The organism is Bacteroides sp. PHL 2737, from assembly GCF_004115325.2.
In the GTDB taxonomy this organism is placed as follows: domain Bacteria; phylum Bacteroidota; class Bacteroidia; order Bacteroidales; family Bacteroidaceae; genus Bacteroides; species Bacteroides hominis.
Window position 1 is genome coordinate 708650 of record NZ_CP040630.1, and the last position, 16156, is coordinate 724805.

11 protein-coding genes and 1 tRNA gene are annotated in these 16156 nt (G+C 45.6%); 7 read left to right on the forward strand and 5 right to left on the reverse strand.

Features of this window, described 5'->3' with window-relative positions:
• Window positions 1–94: 94 nt before the first annotated feature.
• Together argS and DBK98_RS03050 are read right to left on the reverse strand one after the other, a co-directional pair.
• Window positions 95–1888, reverse strand: a complete 1794-nt coding sequence (gene argS, locus DBK98_RS03045; RefSeq protein ID WP_033572497.1) for an arginine--tRNA ligase — start codon at window positions 1886–1888, stop codon at window positions 95–97.
• Window positions 1889–1975: 87 nt separating this feature from the next.
• Window positions 1976–2248 carry an HU family DNA-binding protein gene (locus DBK98_RS03050; RefSeq protein WP_005781816.1) on the reverse strand — a complete coding sequence of 91 codons (273 nt, stop codon included), beginning with the start codon at window positions 2246–2248 and terminating at the stop codon, window positions 1976–1978.
• A gap of 247 nt (window positions 2249–2495) precedes the next feature.
• On the opposite strand from DBK98_RS03050, the gene DBK98_RS03055 reads away from it, so the two are divergent.
• From DBK98_RS03055 to secDF, 4 genes are all read left to right on the forward strand, one after another.
• Window positions 2496–3170, forward strand: coding sequence for a rhomboid family intramembrane serine protease (locus tag DBK98_RS03055; protein ID WP_005781814.1), 675 nt, complete (start codon window positions 2496–2498; stop codon window positions 3168–3170).
• Window positions 3151–4050: a rhomboid family intramembrane serine protease gene (locus DBK98_RS03060; RefSeq protein WP_005781812.1), complete on the forward strand. Its 900-nt coding sequence runs from the start codon at window positions 3151–3153 to the stop codon at window positions 4048–4050. Before DBK98_RS03055 ends, DBK98_RS03060 begins: the two co-directional genes overlap by 20 nt.
• A gap of 3 nt (window positions 4051–4053) precedes the next feature.
• Window positions 4054–5151: an endonuclease/exonuclease/phosphatase family protein gene (locus DBK98_RS03065; protein WP_005781809.1), complete on the forward strand. Its 1098-nt coding sequence runs from the start codon at window positions 4054–4056 to the stop codon at window positions 5149–5151.
• Between the two features lie 813 nt (window positions 5152–5964).
• Window positions 5965–8988: a protein translocase subunit SecDF gene (secDF, locus tag DBK98_RS03070; RefSeq protein WP_005811728.1), complete on the forward strand. Its 3024-nt coding sequence runs from the start codon at window positions 5965–5967 to the stop codon at window positions 8986–8988.
• A 68-nt stretch (window positions 8989–9056) separates the two neighbouring features.
• Here secDF and DBK98_RS03075 read toward each other — a convergent pair.
• Window positions 9057–9131 (reverse strand) — tRNA-Arg (locus DBK98_RS03075).
• Between the two features lie 506 nt (window positions 9132–9637).
• Here DBK98_RS03075 and DBK98_RS03080 point away from each other — a divergent pair.
• Both DBK98_RS03080 and DBK98_RS03085 read left to right on the forward strand, forming a co-directional pair.
• Entirely contained in the window at window positions 9638–11488 is a 1851-nt protein-coding gene (locus tag DBK98_RS03080; protein WP_005811730.1) for a 2-oxoacid:acceptor oxidoreductase subunit alpha, read from the forward strand.
• Window positions 11489–11491: 3 nt separating this feature from the next.
• On the forward strand, window positions 11492–12502 hold the full coding sequence (locus DBK98_RS03085) for a 2-oxoacid:ferredoxin oxidoreductase subunit beta (RefSeq protein ID WP_005781799.1): 1011 nt from the start codon (window positions 11492–11494) through the stop codon (window positions 12500–12502).
• A 93-nt stretch (window positions 12503–12595) separates the two neighbouring features.
• On the opposite strand, the gene DBK98_RS03090 is transcribed toward DBK98_RS03085, so the two are convergent.
• Both DBK98_RS03090 and upp read right to left on the reverse strand, forming a co-directional pair.
• Entirely contained in the window at window positions 12596–13465 is an 870-nt protein-coding gene (locus tag DBK98_RS03090) for a glycerophosphodiester phosphodiesterase family protein (RefSeq protein WP_005822372.1), read from the reverse strand.
• Between the two features lie 125 nt (window positions 13466–13590).
• Window positions 13591–14244, reverse strand: coding sequence for a uracil phosphoribosyltransferase (upp, locus tag DBK98_RS03095; protein ID WP_005811733.1), 654 nt, complete (start codon window positions 14242–14244; stop codon window positions 13591–13593).
• Window positions 14245–14509: 265 nt separating this feature from the next.
• On the opposite strand from upp, the gene pckA reads away from it, so the two are divergent.
• Window positions 14510–16117, forward strand: coding sequence for a phosphoenolpyruvate carboxykinase (ATP) (gene pckA / locus DBK98_RS03100; RefSeq protein WP_005811735.1), 1608 nt, complete (start codon window positions 14510–14512; stop codon window positions 16115–16117).
• Window positions 16118–16156 lie beyond the last annotated feature (39 nt).

A 16156-nucleotide genomic window follows, 5' to 3' on the forward strand; every position in this document is an offset into this window, starting at 1 on the left:
CGGAACTTATGAGGCAAATACGACTACGGGATTCCTTTAGCAGTTGTTCTGACTAAAGAAATCCCGTAGTTTCTATTTTTATTCAAAGAATATCTTACATTCTGTCCGGTACTTCAATGCCCAGCAATCCCATTCCCAAACGGACAACCTTGGCAATATTGGCAGACAGAGCGACACGGAACAGTTTCACGTCTTCATTCTCTTCACGCAGGATACTGAAGTCATGATAGAACTGATTGTATTCTTTCACCAAATCGTAAACGTAGTTGGCGATACCTGACGGGCTATAGTCTTCACCGGCCTGACGCACTACTGCGGCAAAGTCGGCAACCATCTGAATCAATCCCTCCTCTTTCTCACTCAGCTCGATATTGGCCGGAAGCACTTGCGGAATCACAATGCCTGCTTCGGCTGCTTTACGCAGAACGGACTGGATACGTGCATAAGTATACTGGATAAAAGGACCTGTATTACCGTTAAAGTCAATAGATTCCTTCGGGTTGAAGGTCATGTTCTTACGGGCATCCACTTTAAGGATAAAGTATTTCAGTGCTCCCAGTCCGACGATACGTGCAATGTCGTCTGCCTCTTCCTGTGTCAGCCCGTCCAACTTGCCCAATTCCTGAGAAGTTTCCTTGGCTGTCGCAATCATTTCCGCCATCAGGTCGTCAGCATCTACCACCGTACCCTCACGCGACTTCATCTTGCCTTCAGGCAGTTCCACCATACCATAAGAGAAATGTACCAGGCTCTTGCCCCACTCAAATCCGAGCTTATCAAGCAAGATGGACAATACCTGGAAGTGGTAGTTCTGTTCGTTTCCTACCACATAGATCATCTTATTAATAGGATAGTCGGCAAAACGCAATTTGGCCGTACCAATGTCCTGAGTCATGTATACTGAGGTTCCGTCTCCACGAAGCAGCAGTTTATGATCCAATCCTTCCGCCGTCAGGTCAGCCCAGACCGAGCCATCTTCTTTCTTAAAGAAGAAACCCTTTTCAAGACCTTCCATCACTTTCTCTTTGCCTTCCAGGTATGTATTGGATTCATAATAGATTTTATCGAAGCCCACTCCCATCTTACGGTAGGTTTCACCAAAGCCTTCGTATACCCAGTTATTCATCATCTGCCAGAGTGCACGCACTTCTGGATCACCCGCCTCCCATTTCACCAACATCTCACGCGCTTCATTCATCAGCGGAGAGGCTGCCTCGGCTTCTTCCTTGGTCATACCTTTCTCCATCAACTCCGCTACCTCAGCTTTATAGTGCTTGTCGAAAGCGACGTAATAATCGCCTACCAGATGGTCGCCTTTTTTACCCGACGACTCGGGTGTTTCACCATTGCCATACTTCTGCCATGCCAGCATCGACTTGCAGATATGGATACCACGGTCGTTGACGATATTGGTTTTGACTACCTTATTTCCGTTCGCCATGACGATATTGGCCAGTGCATTACCCAACAGGTTATTGCGCACATGGCCCAGATGAAGAGGTTTATTGGTATTGGGTGACGAATATTCAATCATTACCAGCGGAGCATTTTCATCCGCTGAGACAATGCCGTATTGTGCATCGGCATGAATCTCATTCAACAGTTCGATCCAGGCAGCCGACGCGATGGTCAGATTCAGGAAGCCCTTGATCACATTGAAAGCTGCTACAGCCGGTTCATTGGCTTTCAGATACTCACCGATTTCCTGTGCGGTTTGCTCCGGGCCCTTCTTCGACATTCTCAGGAAAGGGAATACCACAAGGGTGAGGTGTCCTTCAAACTCTTTCTTTGTCTTTTGCAACTGCACTTGCGCGGCAGGCACATCCTGTCCGTAAAGCGCTTTGAGTCCGCTGATTACGGACGCCACAAGTTTATCTTCTATCTTCATATCCAAGTTATTATTCTGCGCGCAAAGATACAAAAAAAGGAGACGCATCAGCGTCTCCTCTCTTAATTTCTTTTCAACTATAAATGCTTATTTTATAGCATCTGCCAGCTCAGCACCTGGCTTGAATTTAGCAACTTTCTTTGCGGGAATAATAATCGCTTTCTTTGTAGAAGGATTGATACCTGATCTTTCGGCTCTTTCAGCTACAGAAAATGTACCGAAACCAACCAAAGAGATTTTGTCACCAGCTGACAAAGCTTTTGTAACCGAAGAAAAGAAAGCTTCAAGTGCTTTCTTAGAATCCACTTTACTTAAACCGGATTCTGCTGCCATTGCATTAATAAGTTCAGCCTTATTCATAATACGTAAATGATTAATTAATATATGTTACACAAAAGATATCCTTAAAATCCTCACAAATATAGAGTAACAAAACAACATATCAAATAAAAACATCAAAAAAACACATCAAATTGTTGAAAAAGAACTAATAGTAGATTATTTTTCTGCTGTAGAACAGAATTTATTCGTATTTTTGCGTCTATTATCATGTGTAAAGGAGCTAATGCACACATTATCACATTAATTACATTAACAAATTAGAAGAATGCCAACTGTAACAAAAAACCTGATAATTATCAATGTTCTCCTATTCCTCGGTCAACTTGTAGCGCAAAGCTACGGGATTAACTTATCCGATTATCTGGGTCTCCACTTTTTCCTCGCCGACAACTTCAATCCGGCACAGCTATTCACTTATATGTTTATGCACGGAGGATTCAGCCACATCTTTTTCAATATGTTCGCAGTATGGATGTTCGGCCGGATTCTTGAACAAGTATGGGGACCGAAACGTTTTTTATTCTATTATATCCTCTGCGGCGTGGGCGCAGGCCTACTTCAGGAGGTGGTGCAATACATACAATACGTGACCGAACTGTCGCAATATACCAGTGTAAACATCGGTACGGGTATTATCCCCATGAGTGAATACCTGAACATGATGACCACAGTGGGAGCTTCGGGATCCGTATATGCCATCTTGCTGGCTTTCGGAATGTTGTTCCCCAACCAGCAGTTGTTCATCTTCCCGCTGCCCTTCCCCATCAAGGCAAAGTTCTTCGTCATCGGATATGCCCTGATAGAGTTGTACGCAGGCTTTGCCAACAATCCGGGTGATAACGTGGCACACTTTGCACACCTCGGAGGAATGATATTCGGATTTATCCTGATCATGTACTGGAGAAAAAAGAACAGAAACAATGGGACATATTATAACTGACCTGAAAGAAGCGTTTCGCAGGGGAAACGTCTATATCCAACTGATATTCATCAACGTCGGTGTATTCGTTGTTACGACGCTGATCGGTATCCTGTTGCAGTTGTTCAACCGGAGCGCGGCAGGGATCTTTGAATTATTAGCTTTGCCGGCATCCTTCACACGGTTTGTGTGGCAACCATGGTCCATCTTTACCTATATGTTTATGCATGCAGGATTCCTGCACATCCTGTTCAACATGCTCTGGCTTTATTGGTTCGGTTCGCTGTTCCTGTATTTCTTCTCGGGCAAACACCTGAGAGGTCTTTATATTGTAGGCGGAATCTGTGGCGGGCTGCTGTATATGATCTCTTATAATGTCTTTCCGTATTTTCGCCCAATGACCGCCTACTCCACCATGGTAGGCGCATCGGCTTCGGTGCTGGCCATCGTAGTGGCAACCGCCTATCGGGAGCCCAATTATCCTGTACGCCTTCTCTTTTTCGGCAATGTGCGTCTGAAGTATCTGGCCCTGATCGTTGTGCTGACCGATTTGTTTTTTATCACCTCAAGCAATGCAGGCGGGCACATCGCCCACCTGGGCGGGGCACTGGCAGGACTTTGGTTTGCGGCCAGCCTGAACAAAGGGAAAGACATCACTTCATGGGTTAACAAAGCGCTCGACGCAATCGCCGCCCTGTTCAGCGCCAAAACCTGGAAACGGAAACCCAAAATGAAGGTGCATTACGGAAACAATACCCGTCAGAACGATTACGACTACAATGCCCGTAAAAAGGCACAGTCGGACGAGATAGACCGCATTCTCGACAAACTGAAGAAATCGGGTTACGAGAGCCTGACTACGGAAGAAAAAAAGAGCTTGTTCGACGCAAGCAAAAGATAACGCATGAAGCATATAGGCAGATTAGCCCTATTCCTGTTCCTGGCCGTCAACGCATTCTTCATCGGAATGTTGCTGCTGACGGCTTACAGTCCGTACATCAACCCTGAAGTACACCCGGTGCAGTCGTGTCTGGGACTGACATTCCCCATCTTTCTCGTCATCAATTTCTGCTTTCTGGTCTTTTGGCTTATCGTGCGCTACCGTCTCGCGTTGGTACCTCTTTTAGGATTCCTGCTTTGTTATCCGCAGATCAGGACGTATATGCCCTTCAACATGGGGCCGTCCGGACAGCCGGAGAACAGCATTAAACTCCTTTCGTACAACATCATGTCCTTTGGCAACATGAAGAAAGAGAATGGACAGAACCCTATTCTGAACTATATAAAGAACAGCAAAGCCGACATTGTCTGCATGCAGGAGTATGCGGGTTCCGAAACAGCCAAGATACACCTCAACAATAAGGAGATCAGGCAAGCCTTAAAAGACTACCCGTATCGTCACATCAAACAGGTGGGAAAGACGGGAGCCGGCAGCCAGATAGCCTGTTACTCCAAGTTCCCCATTCTTTCCGCCCGTATGCTCGACTATCAGAGCAACTACAACGGCAGCATGGTTTACGATATAAAAATAGGAAAAGACACCGTCTTGCTGATAAACAATCATCTTGAATCGAACAAGCTTACCCGCGAAGATAAAGTAGTATACGAAGACATGCTGAAAGACCCGAAAGCAGGAAAAGTGAAAAGCGGTATCCGGCAACTCGTCAATAAACTGGCTGAAGCTTCGGCTATCCGCTCGGCACAGGCACGCGCCATTGCTCAGGAAATAGCCCGTTCTCCCTACCCCTCGGTCATCGTTTGCGGCGACTTTAACGACTCTCCCATATCGTATGCCCACCGGGTTATTTCGCAAGATCTGGATGACGCATTCACCGAATCGGGACGGGGACTGGGTATCTCGTACAACCAGAATAAATTCTACTTCCGGATCGACAATATCCTGATCAGCAAGAATCTGAAAGCATCGGGATGTACGGTAGACAATTCGATCAAAGACTCAGACCATTACCCCATCTGGTGCTACATCACGCTCCCCGATTAATCGTAGGAAACAGTTCGTTCCTACAGCATCCACACAGCCCCGTACGCGTCGGTACTGCCTTTGGGACACAACAAGCGGAATGTGCGCTTTTGTTTCCCACCGATCCGATTCAGTAACAAAAAGACAGTAAAAAGCGCTATTCGCTAACCATACCCGGTGAAAAAAGTCTCAAACCAGGAGCCGGACAGAAGAAAAAACGGTGAATTGGAACCGGAAAGCCGGGGTTTACATCGACATGAGCCGGGGTTTAGGGCAAAAAGACCCTTTCTTTTCGGGAAAAGAAGTAAGCATTTACCCCAAAAGAAGTAAGCATTTTCGGAAAATGCTTACTTCTTTTCCCCCATATCTCTATATGTTATCCAAATTACATCTATTGTCCCGAAAAATAACACTTATCCGGACCTTATAATCTTCTAACAGCCTTCTCTCAACAGTCCTTATCGGAACATCAAAAAGACAGATGATCCTCCCCGGAAGACGTATCGGGAACATTTACGTCCACACAGCTTTCTTTCTGAAAGAAAATGAAAGATAAAACCGAAAATGCGATAAACTCCGGAACGAAATAGAGCCGTTTTTCCGGGGGAACCTGTGCCAAGAGCCGAAAAAATGAAATCTGAGAGCCTTCATTTGACATATTGCCAAAATGACAAACGATACTTCCACCAATATCCGCCAAAGCGTCTCAAAAATCCCCTTCACATTCAAATATTTGCCTCCTAATTACTTCTGAATGTGAAAAAAAAACTATATTTGCAGCCTTGTATGCGACAGAAATCAATTAAAATGTAATCATAATAAATTAAAAGTAAAATGCAAAACAAAGGATTTGTAAAGGTTTTTGCGGTATTACTCACGCTGGTATGCGTGTTCTACCTCTCTTTCTCCTTCGTGACTCGCCATTATACCAATAAGGCAAAAGAGTTTGCGAAAGGCGATGTGAAAGTAGAGCAGGACTACCTCGACTCTCTCTCCAACGAGAAAGTATGGTTGGGTAACTATACGCTGAAACAGTGTCGTGAAATGGAAATCAGTTTAGGTCTGGACCTTAAGGGAGGTATGAACGTTATCCTCGAAGTGTCTGTACCCGATGTTATCAAAGCATTGGCTGACAACAAGCCCGACGAAGCTTTCAACAAAGCACTGTCCGAAGCTGCCAAACAAGCTACTACCAGCCAGGACGACGTGATCACGCTGTTTATTAAAGAGTATCACAAGACTGCCCCGGGTGCCAAGCTTTCTGAACTCTTCGCAACACAACAGCTCAAAGACAAAGTAAACCAGAAATCATCTGACGCCGAAGTTGAAAAGGTGTTGAGAGAAGAAGTAAAAGCTGCCGTAACCAACTCCTACAACGTGCTTCGTACACGTATCGACCGCTTTGGTGTGGTTCAGCCCAACATCCAGAGCCTCGAGGACAAAATGGGACGTATCATGGTGGAACTTCCGGGTATCAAAGAACCCGAACGTGTAAGAAAGTTGCTCCAGGGATCGGCTAACCTTGAATTCTGGGAAACATACAACGCCAAAGAAGTAGCTCCTTACTTGCAGGCTGCCGACTCTAAACTCCGCGCAGTCCTGGCACACGAAACTACCGCCAACGATACTGTTGCCGCAGTAGATTCGACAGCCTTGGCTGCAACAGAAGCTACTCCCGATAAAGCAATCAGCGCCGCCGACAGCCTTGCTGCCGCACTGAAAGGTGGAGAAAAGAAACAGCAGGCTTCTTCTGCCGATCTGGAACAATTGAAAAAAGAACATCCGCTACTGGCCATCCTGAGTGTAAACCCCAACGGAGGTCCCGTAGTAGGTTACGCCAACTACAAAGATACAGCTACTGTCAATTCATACCTCGCTATGAAGGAAATAGCTGCCGAATTGCCGAAAGATCTCCGTTTAAAATGGGGTGTTTCTCCGTTCGAATACGATCCGAAAGGCCAGACTTTCGAATTGTATGCTATCAAATCGACCGAACGTAATGGCAAAGCACCGCTGGAAGGTGACGTTGTAACCGATGCCAAAGACGACTACGACCAATATGGCAAACCGTCTGTAAGCATGTCGATGAACTCTGACGGTGCACGCCGTTGGGCATTGCTGACCAAACAGAACATCAATAAGTCCATCGCCATCGTATTGGATAACTATGTATATTCCGCACCGAACGTAAGTAACGAAATCACAGGCGGTAACTCACAGATCACCGGCCACTTTACTCCGGAACAGGCAAAGGACTTGGCTAACGTATTGAAGTCCGGTAAGATGCCGGCTCCTGCACACATCGTTCAGGAAGACATCGTTGGTCCGTCATTAGGTCAGGAATCCATTAACGCAGGTATCTTCTCATTCGTTGTCGCTCTGATCCTGTTGATGATCTATATGTGCTCTATGTACGGATTCATCCCGGGTATGATTGCCAACGGCGCTTTGGTGCTGAACTTCTTCTTCACGCTGGGTATCCTTTCATCTTTCCAGGCCGCACTGACTATGTCAGGTATTGCCGGTATGGTGCTGTCACTCGGTATGGCGGTGGATGCGAACGTGTTGATCTACGAACGTACCAAAGAAGAGCTTCGTAGCGGTAAGGGCGTGAAGAAAGCATTGGCGGACGGTTATTCAAATGCCTTCTCTGCTATCTTCGACTCCAACTTGACTTCTATCATCACCGGTATCATCCTGTTCTACTTCGGTACAGGTCCGATCCGTGGTTTCGCCACAACCCTGATCATCGGTATCCTCTGTTCATTCTTCACAGCCGTGTTCATGACCCGTCTGGTTTACGAACACTTCATGAACAAAGACAAACTGCTGAATCTGACATTTACTTCACCTATCTCAAAGAAGATGCTGGTAAATACCCACTTCGACTTTATGGGTGGCAACAAGAAATGGTTGACTATCACAGGCGTGATCCTGCTGATCTGCATCGGTTCATTGGTAACCCGCGGTTTAAGCCAGAGTATCGACTTCACCGGTGGACGTAACTTCAAGGTTCAGTTCGAAAATCCGATTGAACCGGAACAGGTACGTGAGCTGATTTCTAACAAGTTCGGTGATGCCAACGTAAGTGTCATCTCTATCGGTACCGACAAGAAGACTGTACGTATCAGTACCAACTACCGCATTCAGGACGAAGGTAACAACGTGGACTCGGAAATCGAATCTTACCTGTACGAAGCATTGAAACCCATGCTGACTCAGAACATCACCCTGGCTACATTCATCGACCGTGACAACCACACAGGCGGCAGTATTATCAGTTCACAGAAAGTAGGTCCGAGTATCGCCGACGATATCAAGACTTCAGCTATCTGGTCGGTTGTATTCGCCCTGATCGCCATTGGTCTGTACATCCTGATCCGCTTCCGTAACATCGCTTATAGTGCGGGTTCCGTTGTAGCTCTGACCAGTGATACACTGATGATCTTAGGTGCATACTCCCTGTGCTGGGGCTGGATGCCGTTCTCTCTGGAAATTGACCAGACCTTCATCGGTGCCATCTTGACCGCTATCGGTTACTCAATCAACGATAAAGTGGTAATCTTCGACCGTGTTCGTGAGTTCTTCGGTCTGTATCCGAAACGCAATGTGAAACAGTTGTTCGACGACTCTCTGAACACAACTCTGGCACGTACCATCAATACCTCATTGAGTACGTTGATCGTATTGCTGTGTATCTTCATCCTGGGTGGTGATTCTATCCGCAGCTTTGCCTTCGCAATGATTCTGGGTGTTGTTATCGGTACACTGTCATCACTGTTCGTAGCTTCTCCGATTGCTTATATGATGCTGAAAAACAAAAAAGGTTCGGCACCGGCAACTACTACAGAAGAATAAAGCCTGATATATTATAAGGTAATAAAAAAGCCTCCTTCGCGATTATGCGAAGGAGGCTTTTTGTTTTATGGTAGCCCCGAGGAGAATCGAACCCCTATCTAAAGTTTAGGAAACTTCTATTCTATCCGTTGAACTACAGGGCCATGATAGATATCGACTGCAAAGATAACGCATTCTCCCGATTTGGCAAACCCCGAAGAATAGATTTATACAAGAAGAATATGCAAATACCTCCTATATCAATAAAGAATAGACGAGCGATCACAAGAATGAACTCAAAACACAAAAAACGAAAGAAAATTCAATTAAAATACAATCATATATCTACCTATCAAGCCGATTGAAGAGCAATTCGTCAGAAGAAGGGTGAAGAAGCAATATCAATCTGCTTGTCAGAATGCCTATATTCGGACAAAATGCAGACATTTTGCTTACTCCGGAGAACAAAATAGCAGCAAAACGGGTATCTTTTAATAAAGCCCTACAGATAAATCAGAAAAGATTTTGTTAAGTCACTTAACTTTGCGAACTTTGCCTGCCACATATACAAGGAAGTGACAAACAAAAAAGACACGCTGGTGGTTAATATTCTAAGAACACACTAACACCGGTTAATGTTAATCCTAAATTTAAATATATAAATAGAATTATGGCAGACGAAATGATGGTTAAAGAATTGGAGGAAGTGGTTGTTCGCTTCTCCGGCGATTCCGGCGACGGTATGCAGTTGGCCGGCAACATCTTCTCGAACGTGTCGGCTACGGTTGGAAATGACATCTGTACATTTCCCGATTATCCGGCAGATATCCGTGCTCCGCAAGGGTCGCTGACAGGTGTGTCAGGTTTTCAGGTACACGTTGGCGCAAGTAAAATATTCACCCCCGGTGATCATTGCCACGTATTGGTAGCCATGAATCCCGCCGCACTGAAAACTCAAATTAAATTCTGTAAACCGCAGGGACTGGTCCTCACTGACTCCGACTCCTTCGGAGAAAAAGATCTGGAAAAAGCACAGTTTAAAACAGGCAACCCTTTTGAAGAGCTGGGAATCAAACAACAAGTGCTCGAAGTGCCCATCTCATCGATGTGCAAGGAGAGCCTCAAAGACTCCGGACTGGACAACAAAGCCATGCTGCGTTGCAAAAATATGTTCGCCCTCGGATTAGTATGCTGGTTGTTCAACCGTAACCTGTCCGCCGCAGAGAAAATGCTGAACGAGAAGTTCGCCAAGAAACCGGAAATTGCCGCTGCCAACATCAAAGTGCTGAACGACGGTTACAATTATGGAGCCAATACGCACGCTTCTACTTCCACTTACAAAATTGAAAGTAAAACTCCGAAAGCCGCAGGACTCTATACCGATATCAATGGTAACAAAGCTACATCGTACGGCCTGATCGCCGCTGCGGAAAAAGCCGGGTTGGAACTCTATTTAGGATCATATCCTATTACTCCCGCTACCGACATCCTGCACGAGCTTGCAAAACATAAATCAATGGGGGTGAAAACCGTTCAGTGTGAAGACGAAATTGCCGGATGTGCTTCGGCCGTTGGTGCGGCTTTTGCAGGCGATCTGGCTGTAACAACGACTTCGGGACCGGGTGTCTGCCTGAAAAGCGAAGCCATGAACCTGGCTGTTATTGCCGAACTGCCATTGGTCGTAATTAATGTACAGCGCGGGGGACCTTCTACCGGTATGCCAACCAAATCGGAACAAACCGACCTGTTGCAAGCCCTTTACGGACGCAATGGCGAAAGCCCGATGCCCGTCATTGCAGCCACTTCGCCCACTAACTGCTTTGATGCCGCCTATATGGCTGCCAAAATAGCTCTTGAGCACATGACTCCAGTAGTACTGCTGACCGATGCCTTCATCGCCAACGGTTCTGCGGCCTGGAAACTTCCTGACCTGGACGAATATCCGGCTATCAAACCGCCGTATGTGACACCGGAGATGGCCGAAACATGGACTCCGTTCCAACGTAACGAAAAGAGCGGCGCACGCTATTGGGCCGTTCCCGGAACAGAAGGATTCATGCACCGCATCGGCGGACTTGAAAAGAGTAATGAAACAGGTGTGATCTCTACAGAACCTGAGAACCACCAGAAAATGACGCTTCTACGCCAGGCTAAAATAGAAAAGATAGCCGACAGCATCCCCGAACTTGAAGTACAGGGCGATACTGATGCCGACCTGTTGGTAGTTGGCTGGGGCGGTACTTATGGACATCTCTATTCAGCTGTGGAACATATGCGCAAAAACGGAAAGAAAGTGGGACTTGCCCATTTCCAATATATCAATCCGCTGCCTAAGAACACCGCTGAAGTACTGAAGAAATACAAAAAGATCGTGGTGGCCGAACAGAACCTGGGACAGTTTGCAGGATATCTGCGCATGAAAGTGCCCGGATTGAATATCAGCCAGTTCAACCAAGTAAAGGGCCAGCCGTTCGTAACGAGAGAACTTGTAGAAGCATTTACTAAATTATTGGAGGAATAAGAGATGAGCGAAACAGTATATACAGCAAAAGATTATAAATCAGGCCAGCCTCGTTGGTGCCCGGGATGTGGTGACCACGCTTTCCTGAACTCTCTGCACAAGGCCATGGCCGAACTGGGAGTAGCTCCACACAACATTGCCGTAATCTCCGGTATCGGTTGTTCTTCCCGTTTGCCTTATTACGTCAACACTTACGGTTTCCATACCATTCATGGACGTGCAGCTGCTGTCGCAACAGGCGCCAAAGTAGCTAATCCGAATTTAACCATCTGGCAGATTTCCGGTGACGGTGACGGGCTGGCCATTGGCGGCAATCACTTCATCCATGCGGTACGTCGCAATATCGACCTGAATATGATTTTGTTGAACAACCGTATCTACGGTCTGACTAAAGGTCAATATTCTCCGACTTCCGACCGTGGTTTCGTCAGCAAATCGTCTCCTTACGGAACCGTAGAAGACCCGTTCCATCCGGCAGAGCTCTGCTTCGGAGCGCGCGGACGTTTCTTTGCGCGTTGTGTAGCAGTAGACGGACCGGCATCTGTCGAAGTCCTGAAAGCTGCCGCCAACCATAAAGGGGCATCAGTCGTAGAAGTTTTGCAAAACTGTGTCATCTTCAACGACGGCACACACGAATCGGTAGCAACCAAAGAGGGACGTTCTAAGAATGCAATCTATCTGGAGCATGGCAAACCGATGCTCTTCGGTGAGAACAAAGAATTCGGACTGATGCAGGAAGGTTTCGGACTGAAAGTGGTGAAAGTAGGCGAAAACGGCATTACGGAAAAAGACATCCTGGTTCACGATGCCCACAGCCAAGACAACACTTTGCAACTGAAGTTAGCACTGATGGAAGGACCGGATTTCCCGATTGCACTCGGTGTGATTCGTGACGTGGAAGCTCCAACCTATAACGATGCAATCGTTGAACAGATCGACGAAGTGAAAGGCAAAAAGAAGTATCACAACTTCAAGGAGTTACTGATGACCAATGAAACATGGGAAGTAAAATAAAACACCCTTCCCGTTAATTCATATGATCTAAAAATAAGGGGTATCGTTGAACGATACCCCTTATTTTTAGATCATATCTGTCCCCGCATCGTTTCACTCCTTCCATGTATGCTCTGGTCTGTATTTCTTCACAAACAATTCCGGTCTGTCCGTAGCCAACACATCCACTCCAAGTTCAATAGCTTTCCGGTCGGACTCTTCCACATTGTCGGTGCCCAATGCTAACGCAAGCACTCTCAACCCTTTTTTATGGCAACGCTCCACCAAATGCTCATCCAATGAATCGATCCGGATAACTGCAATATTAGGGTTTATTTCCGCTATAACCTTATCAAGTTCGGCACCACCTCCCACATACGCTTGCAAAGTCCGTACTTCAGGAGCCGCCTCACGAAATGCTTTTGCTTGTTTGTCCGACCAAAAAGTGAATGTACAATTTTCCAGCATTCCTTCTCTGCGCACCAGACTGAGCAATTGCCCGAAGTCCCCCGAACGATAATCGAGGGTCAGTTTTAATCCGTTCTGTTTGGCCTTGCGCAACAAAACCTCCAACCGGGGTACGCGCTGCCCCTTGAACTCTTCTCCGAACCACGAACCTGCGTCCAGCGTATCAATATCCGCCGAAAGCCATCCGGCAATCGGTCCTGTTCCATTCGTCGTACGGTCTAAAGTAGAGTCGTGTAACAAATAAAACACACTGTCCTTGCTGATACAGACATCACACTCCATAAAGTCAATCTTATACTTTATACAAGAATCCGCTGAAGCCAACGTATTTTCCGGCGCGATGCAATCGGCTCCCCGGTGCCCGCTCAGTTCCGGCAGCCGGACGGGATCACTCTTACAAGCCCCGACCGATAAAGCAAAAGACGTATAAACAGCTATTGAGAATATTTTAGAAAATTTATTTTTCACTTTAATTATATCTTTCCACGTTTCATTATAGTGGTGACAAAGATACATAAATCTCTTCTTTCTTGCTTGCCATCAGAAACCATTTTATAAAAAAACAGCCTGCCTTCTTCTCCCCGATCCATAATCAGAGAGCAAGAAGGCAGGCTGTCCGGTCATCACCTTTTCTATCTTTTTTACTCTTTCTCACCGAAAGCAAGATCGCCCGCATCGCCCAAACCGGGAACAATATACGAATGCTCATTAATCTCAGGATCGATAGCGGCACACCAGATCGTAGTTTTATCTTCTGGCAGAATAGAGGCTATATGGTCTACAGCCCTCTGGCTGGCAATAATCGAAGCGACATGAATCTCAGAAGGATGCCCCTTGGTCAGCATAGCCTGATAACTCAGCTCCATACTGCCACCTGTGGCAAGCATCGGGTCTGTAATGATAAGAGTTTTTCCGTCAATACGCGGTGAAGCGATATATTCAATATGTATGTCAAATTTCAGCGTATCTTTGTACTTGCGATAAGCTGAAACGAACGCATTCTCAGCATAATCGAAGTAACTCAGGAAACCCTGGTGGAAAGGCAGGCCGGCACGAAGTATCGTACTGATAACTAACTGATTGTCCGGTGTACTGACAGGTGCTATTCCCAACGGGGTCTGTATCTCCTTTACCGAATAAGCGAACGTCTTGCTCATTTCATAAGCCATTACCTCGCCGATACGTTCAATATTACGGCGAAAACGCAAGCGGTCGTTTTGAACCTCAACGTTCCTTATCTCTGATACATACTGATTCAATATTGAGTTTGTCTCACTTAAATTAATAATCTTCATCTTTTCAACTGCGTTTTAATATTCAGGTTTTATACGGTGCAAAGTAAGTGATAATCTTTCAATTTGCAACGTTCAGTTTGCAGATATTGTTACGTAAACATAAAACGGTTTCTATTAAAGAAAAATTTCTCTAATATATTCTTTGTTTCCAAAGAAAGCATTACTTTTGTAGTCGATTTACAAGGGTATGTTTAAAAACATTCCTCTCCAAAATGCCAGAAAGAGATAATAAACAATATACCAATTTTAATTAATTCAAAAGAAAATGGCAAATTTAGATTTAAGCAAGTACGGTATTACAGGTGTAACTGAAATCCTGCACAACCCGTCTTACGATGTTTTGTTCGCTGAAGAAACAAAACCAGGTCTGGAAGGCTTTGAAAAAGGTCAAGTAACAGAATTGGGTGCTGTAAACGTAATGACTGGCGTTTACACAGGCCGTTCTCCTAAAGATAAATTCTTCGTTAAGAATGAAGCTTCTGAAAATTCAGTATGGTGGACTTCTGAAGAATACAAGAACGACAACAAACCTTGTTCAGAAGAAGCTTGGGCTGACCTGAAAGCTAAAGCCGTTAAAGAACTTTCTAACAAACGCCTGTTCGTTGTTGATACTTTCTGTGGTGCTAACGAAGGTACTCGCATGAAAGTACGTTTCATCATGGAAGTAGCTTGGCAGGCACACTTCGTAACTAACATGTTCATCCGCCCGACAGCTGAAGAACTTGCTAACTACGGAGAACCTGATTTCGTATGCTTCAACGCTTCTAAAGCAAAAGTTGACAACTACAAAGAACTGGGTCTGAACTCAGAAACTGCTACAGTTTTCAACCTGAAGACTAAAGAACAAGTTATCCTGAATACTTGGTACGGTGGTGAAATGAAGAAAGGTATGTTCTCAATCATGAACTACATGAACCCGCTTCGTGGTATCGCTTCTATGCACTGCTCTGCTAACACAGATATGGAAGGAACCAGCTCTGCTATCTTCTTCGGTTTGTCCGGTACAGGTAAAACTACTTTGTCTACTGACCCGAAACGTAAATTGATCGGTGACGATGAACACGGATGGGACAACGAAGGTGTATTCAACTACGAAGGTGGTTGCTACGCTAAAGTTATCAACTTGGATAAAGAAAGTGAACCGGATATCTTCAACGCTATCAAACGTGACGCTCTGTTGGAGAACGTAACAGTAGCTGCTGATGGCAAAATCAATTTCGCTGATAAATCAGTAACAGAAAACACTCGTGTTTCTTATCCTATCTACCACATCGAAAACATCGTTAAACCGGTGTCTAAAGGTCCTCACGCTAAACAAGTTATCTTCTTGTCAGCTGATGCCTTCGGTGTATTGCCTCCGGTATCTATCCTGAACCCGGAACAAGCTCAGTACTACTTCCTGTCTGGATTTACAGCTAAATTGGCTGGTACAGAACGTGGTATCACTGAACCGACTCCGACATTCTCTGCTTGCTTCGGTGCTGCATTCTTGTCATTGCACCCGACTAAATATGCAGAAGAATTGGTTAAGAAGATGGAAATGACCGGTGCTAAAGCATACTTGGTTAACACAGGATGGAACGGAAGCGGCAAACGTATCTCTATCAAAGATACTCGTGGTATCATCGACGCTATCCTTGACGGTTCTATCGACAAAGCTCCTACTAAGGTTATTCCTTTCTTCGACTTTGTTGTTCCTACAGAACTTCCGGGTGTTGATCCGAAGATCCTTGATCCTCGCGATACTTACGCTGATCCTGCACAGTGGGACGAAAAAGCAAAAGACCTTGCCGGTCGCTTCATCAAGAACTTCGCTAAGTTCACTGGAAACGAAGCTGGTAAGAAGTTGGTTGCTGCTGGTCCGAAACTCTAATCAGACAAAGTTAACAACTTTAAATAATCGAAAGGCGGC

What these genes read in the sequence shown, in the direction of transcription:
- argS (WP_033572497.1), bottom strand. Translation starts at nt 1,888, where the DNA reads ATGAAGATAGAAGATAAACTTGTGGCGTCCGTAATCAGCGGACTCAAA.
- DBK98_RS03065 (WP_005781809.1), top strand. Translation starts at nt 4,054, where the DNA reads ATGAAGCATATAGGCAGATTAGCCCTATTCCTGTTCCTGGCCGTCAAC.
- DBK98_RS03060 (WP_005781812.1), top strand. Translation starts at nt 3,151, where the DNA reads ATGGGACATATTATAACTGACCTGAAAGAAGCGTTTCGCAGGGGAAAC.
- DBK98_RS03080 (WP_005811730.1), top strand. Translation starts at nt 9,638, where the DNA reads ATGGCAGACGAAATGATGGTTAAAGAATTGGAGGAAGTGGTTGTTCGC.
- DBK98_RS03085 (WP_005781799.1), top strand. Translation starts at nt 11,492, where the DNA reads ATGAGCGAAACAGTATATACAGCAAAAGATTATAAATCAGGCCAGCCT.
- pckA (WP_005811735.1), top strand. Translation starts at nt 14,510, where the DNA reads ATGGCAAATTTAGATTTAAGCAAGTACGGTATTACAGGTGTAACTGAA.
- upp (WP_005811733.1), bottom strand. Translation starts at nt 14,244, where the DNA reads ATGAAGATTATTAATTTAAGTGAGACAAACTCAATATTGAATCAGTAT.
- DBK98_RS03090 (WP_005822372.1), bottom strand. Translation starts at nt 13,465, where the DNA reads ATGTATCTTTGTCACCACTATAATGAAACGTGGAAAGATATAATTAAA.
- DBK98_RS03050 (WP_005781816.1), bottom strand. Translation starts at nt 2,248, where the DNA reads ATGAATAAGGCTGAACTTATTAATGCAATGGCAGCAGAATCCGGTTTA.
- secDF (WP_005811728.1), top strand. Translation starts at nt 5,965, where the DNA reads ATGCAAAACAAAGGATTTGTAAAGGTTTTTGCGGTATTACTCACGCTG.
- DBK98_RS03055 (WP_005781814.1), top strand. Translation starts at nt 2,496, where the DNA reads ATGCCAACTGTAACAAAAAACCTGATAATTATCAATGTTCTCCTATTC.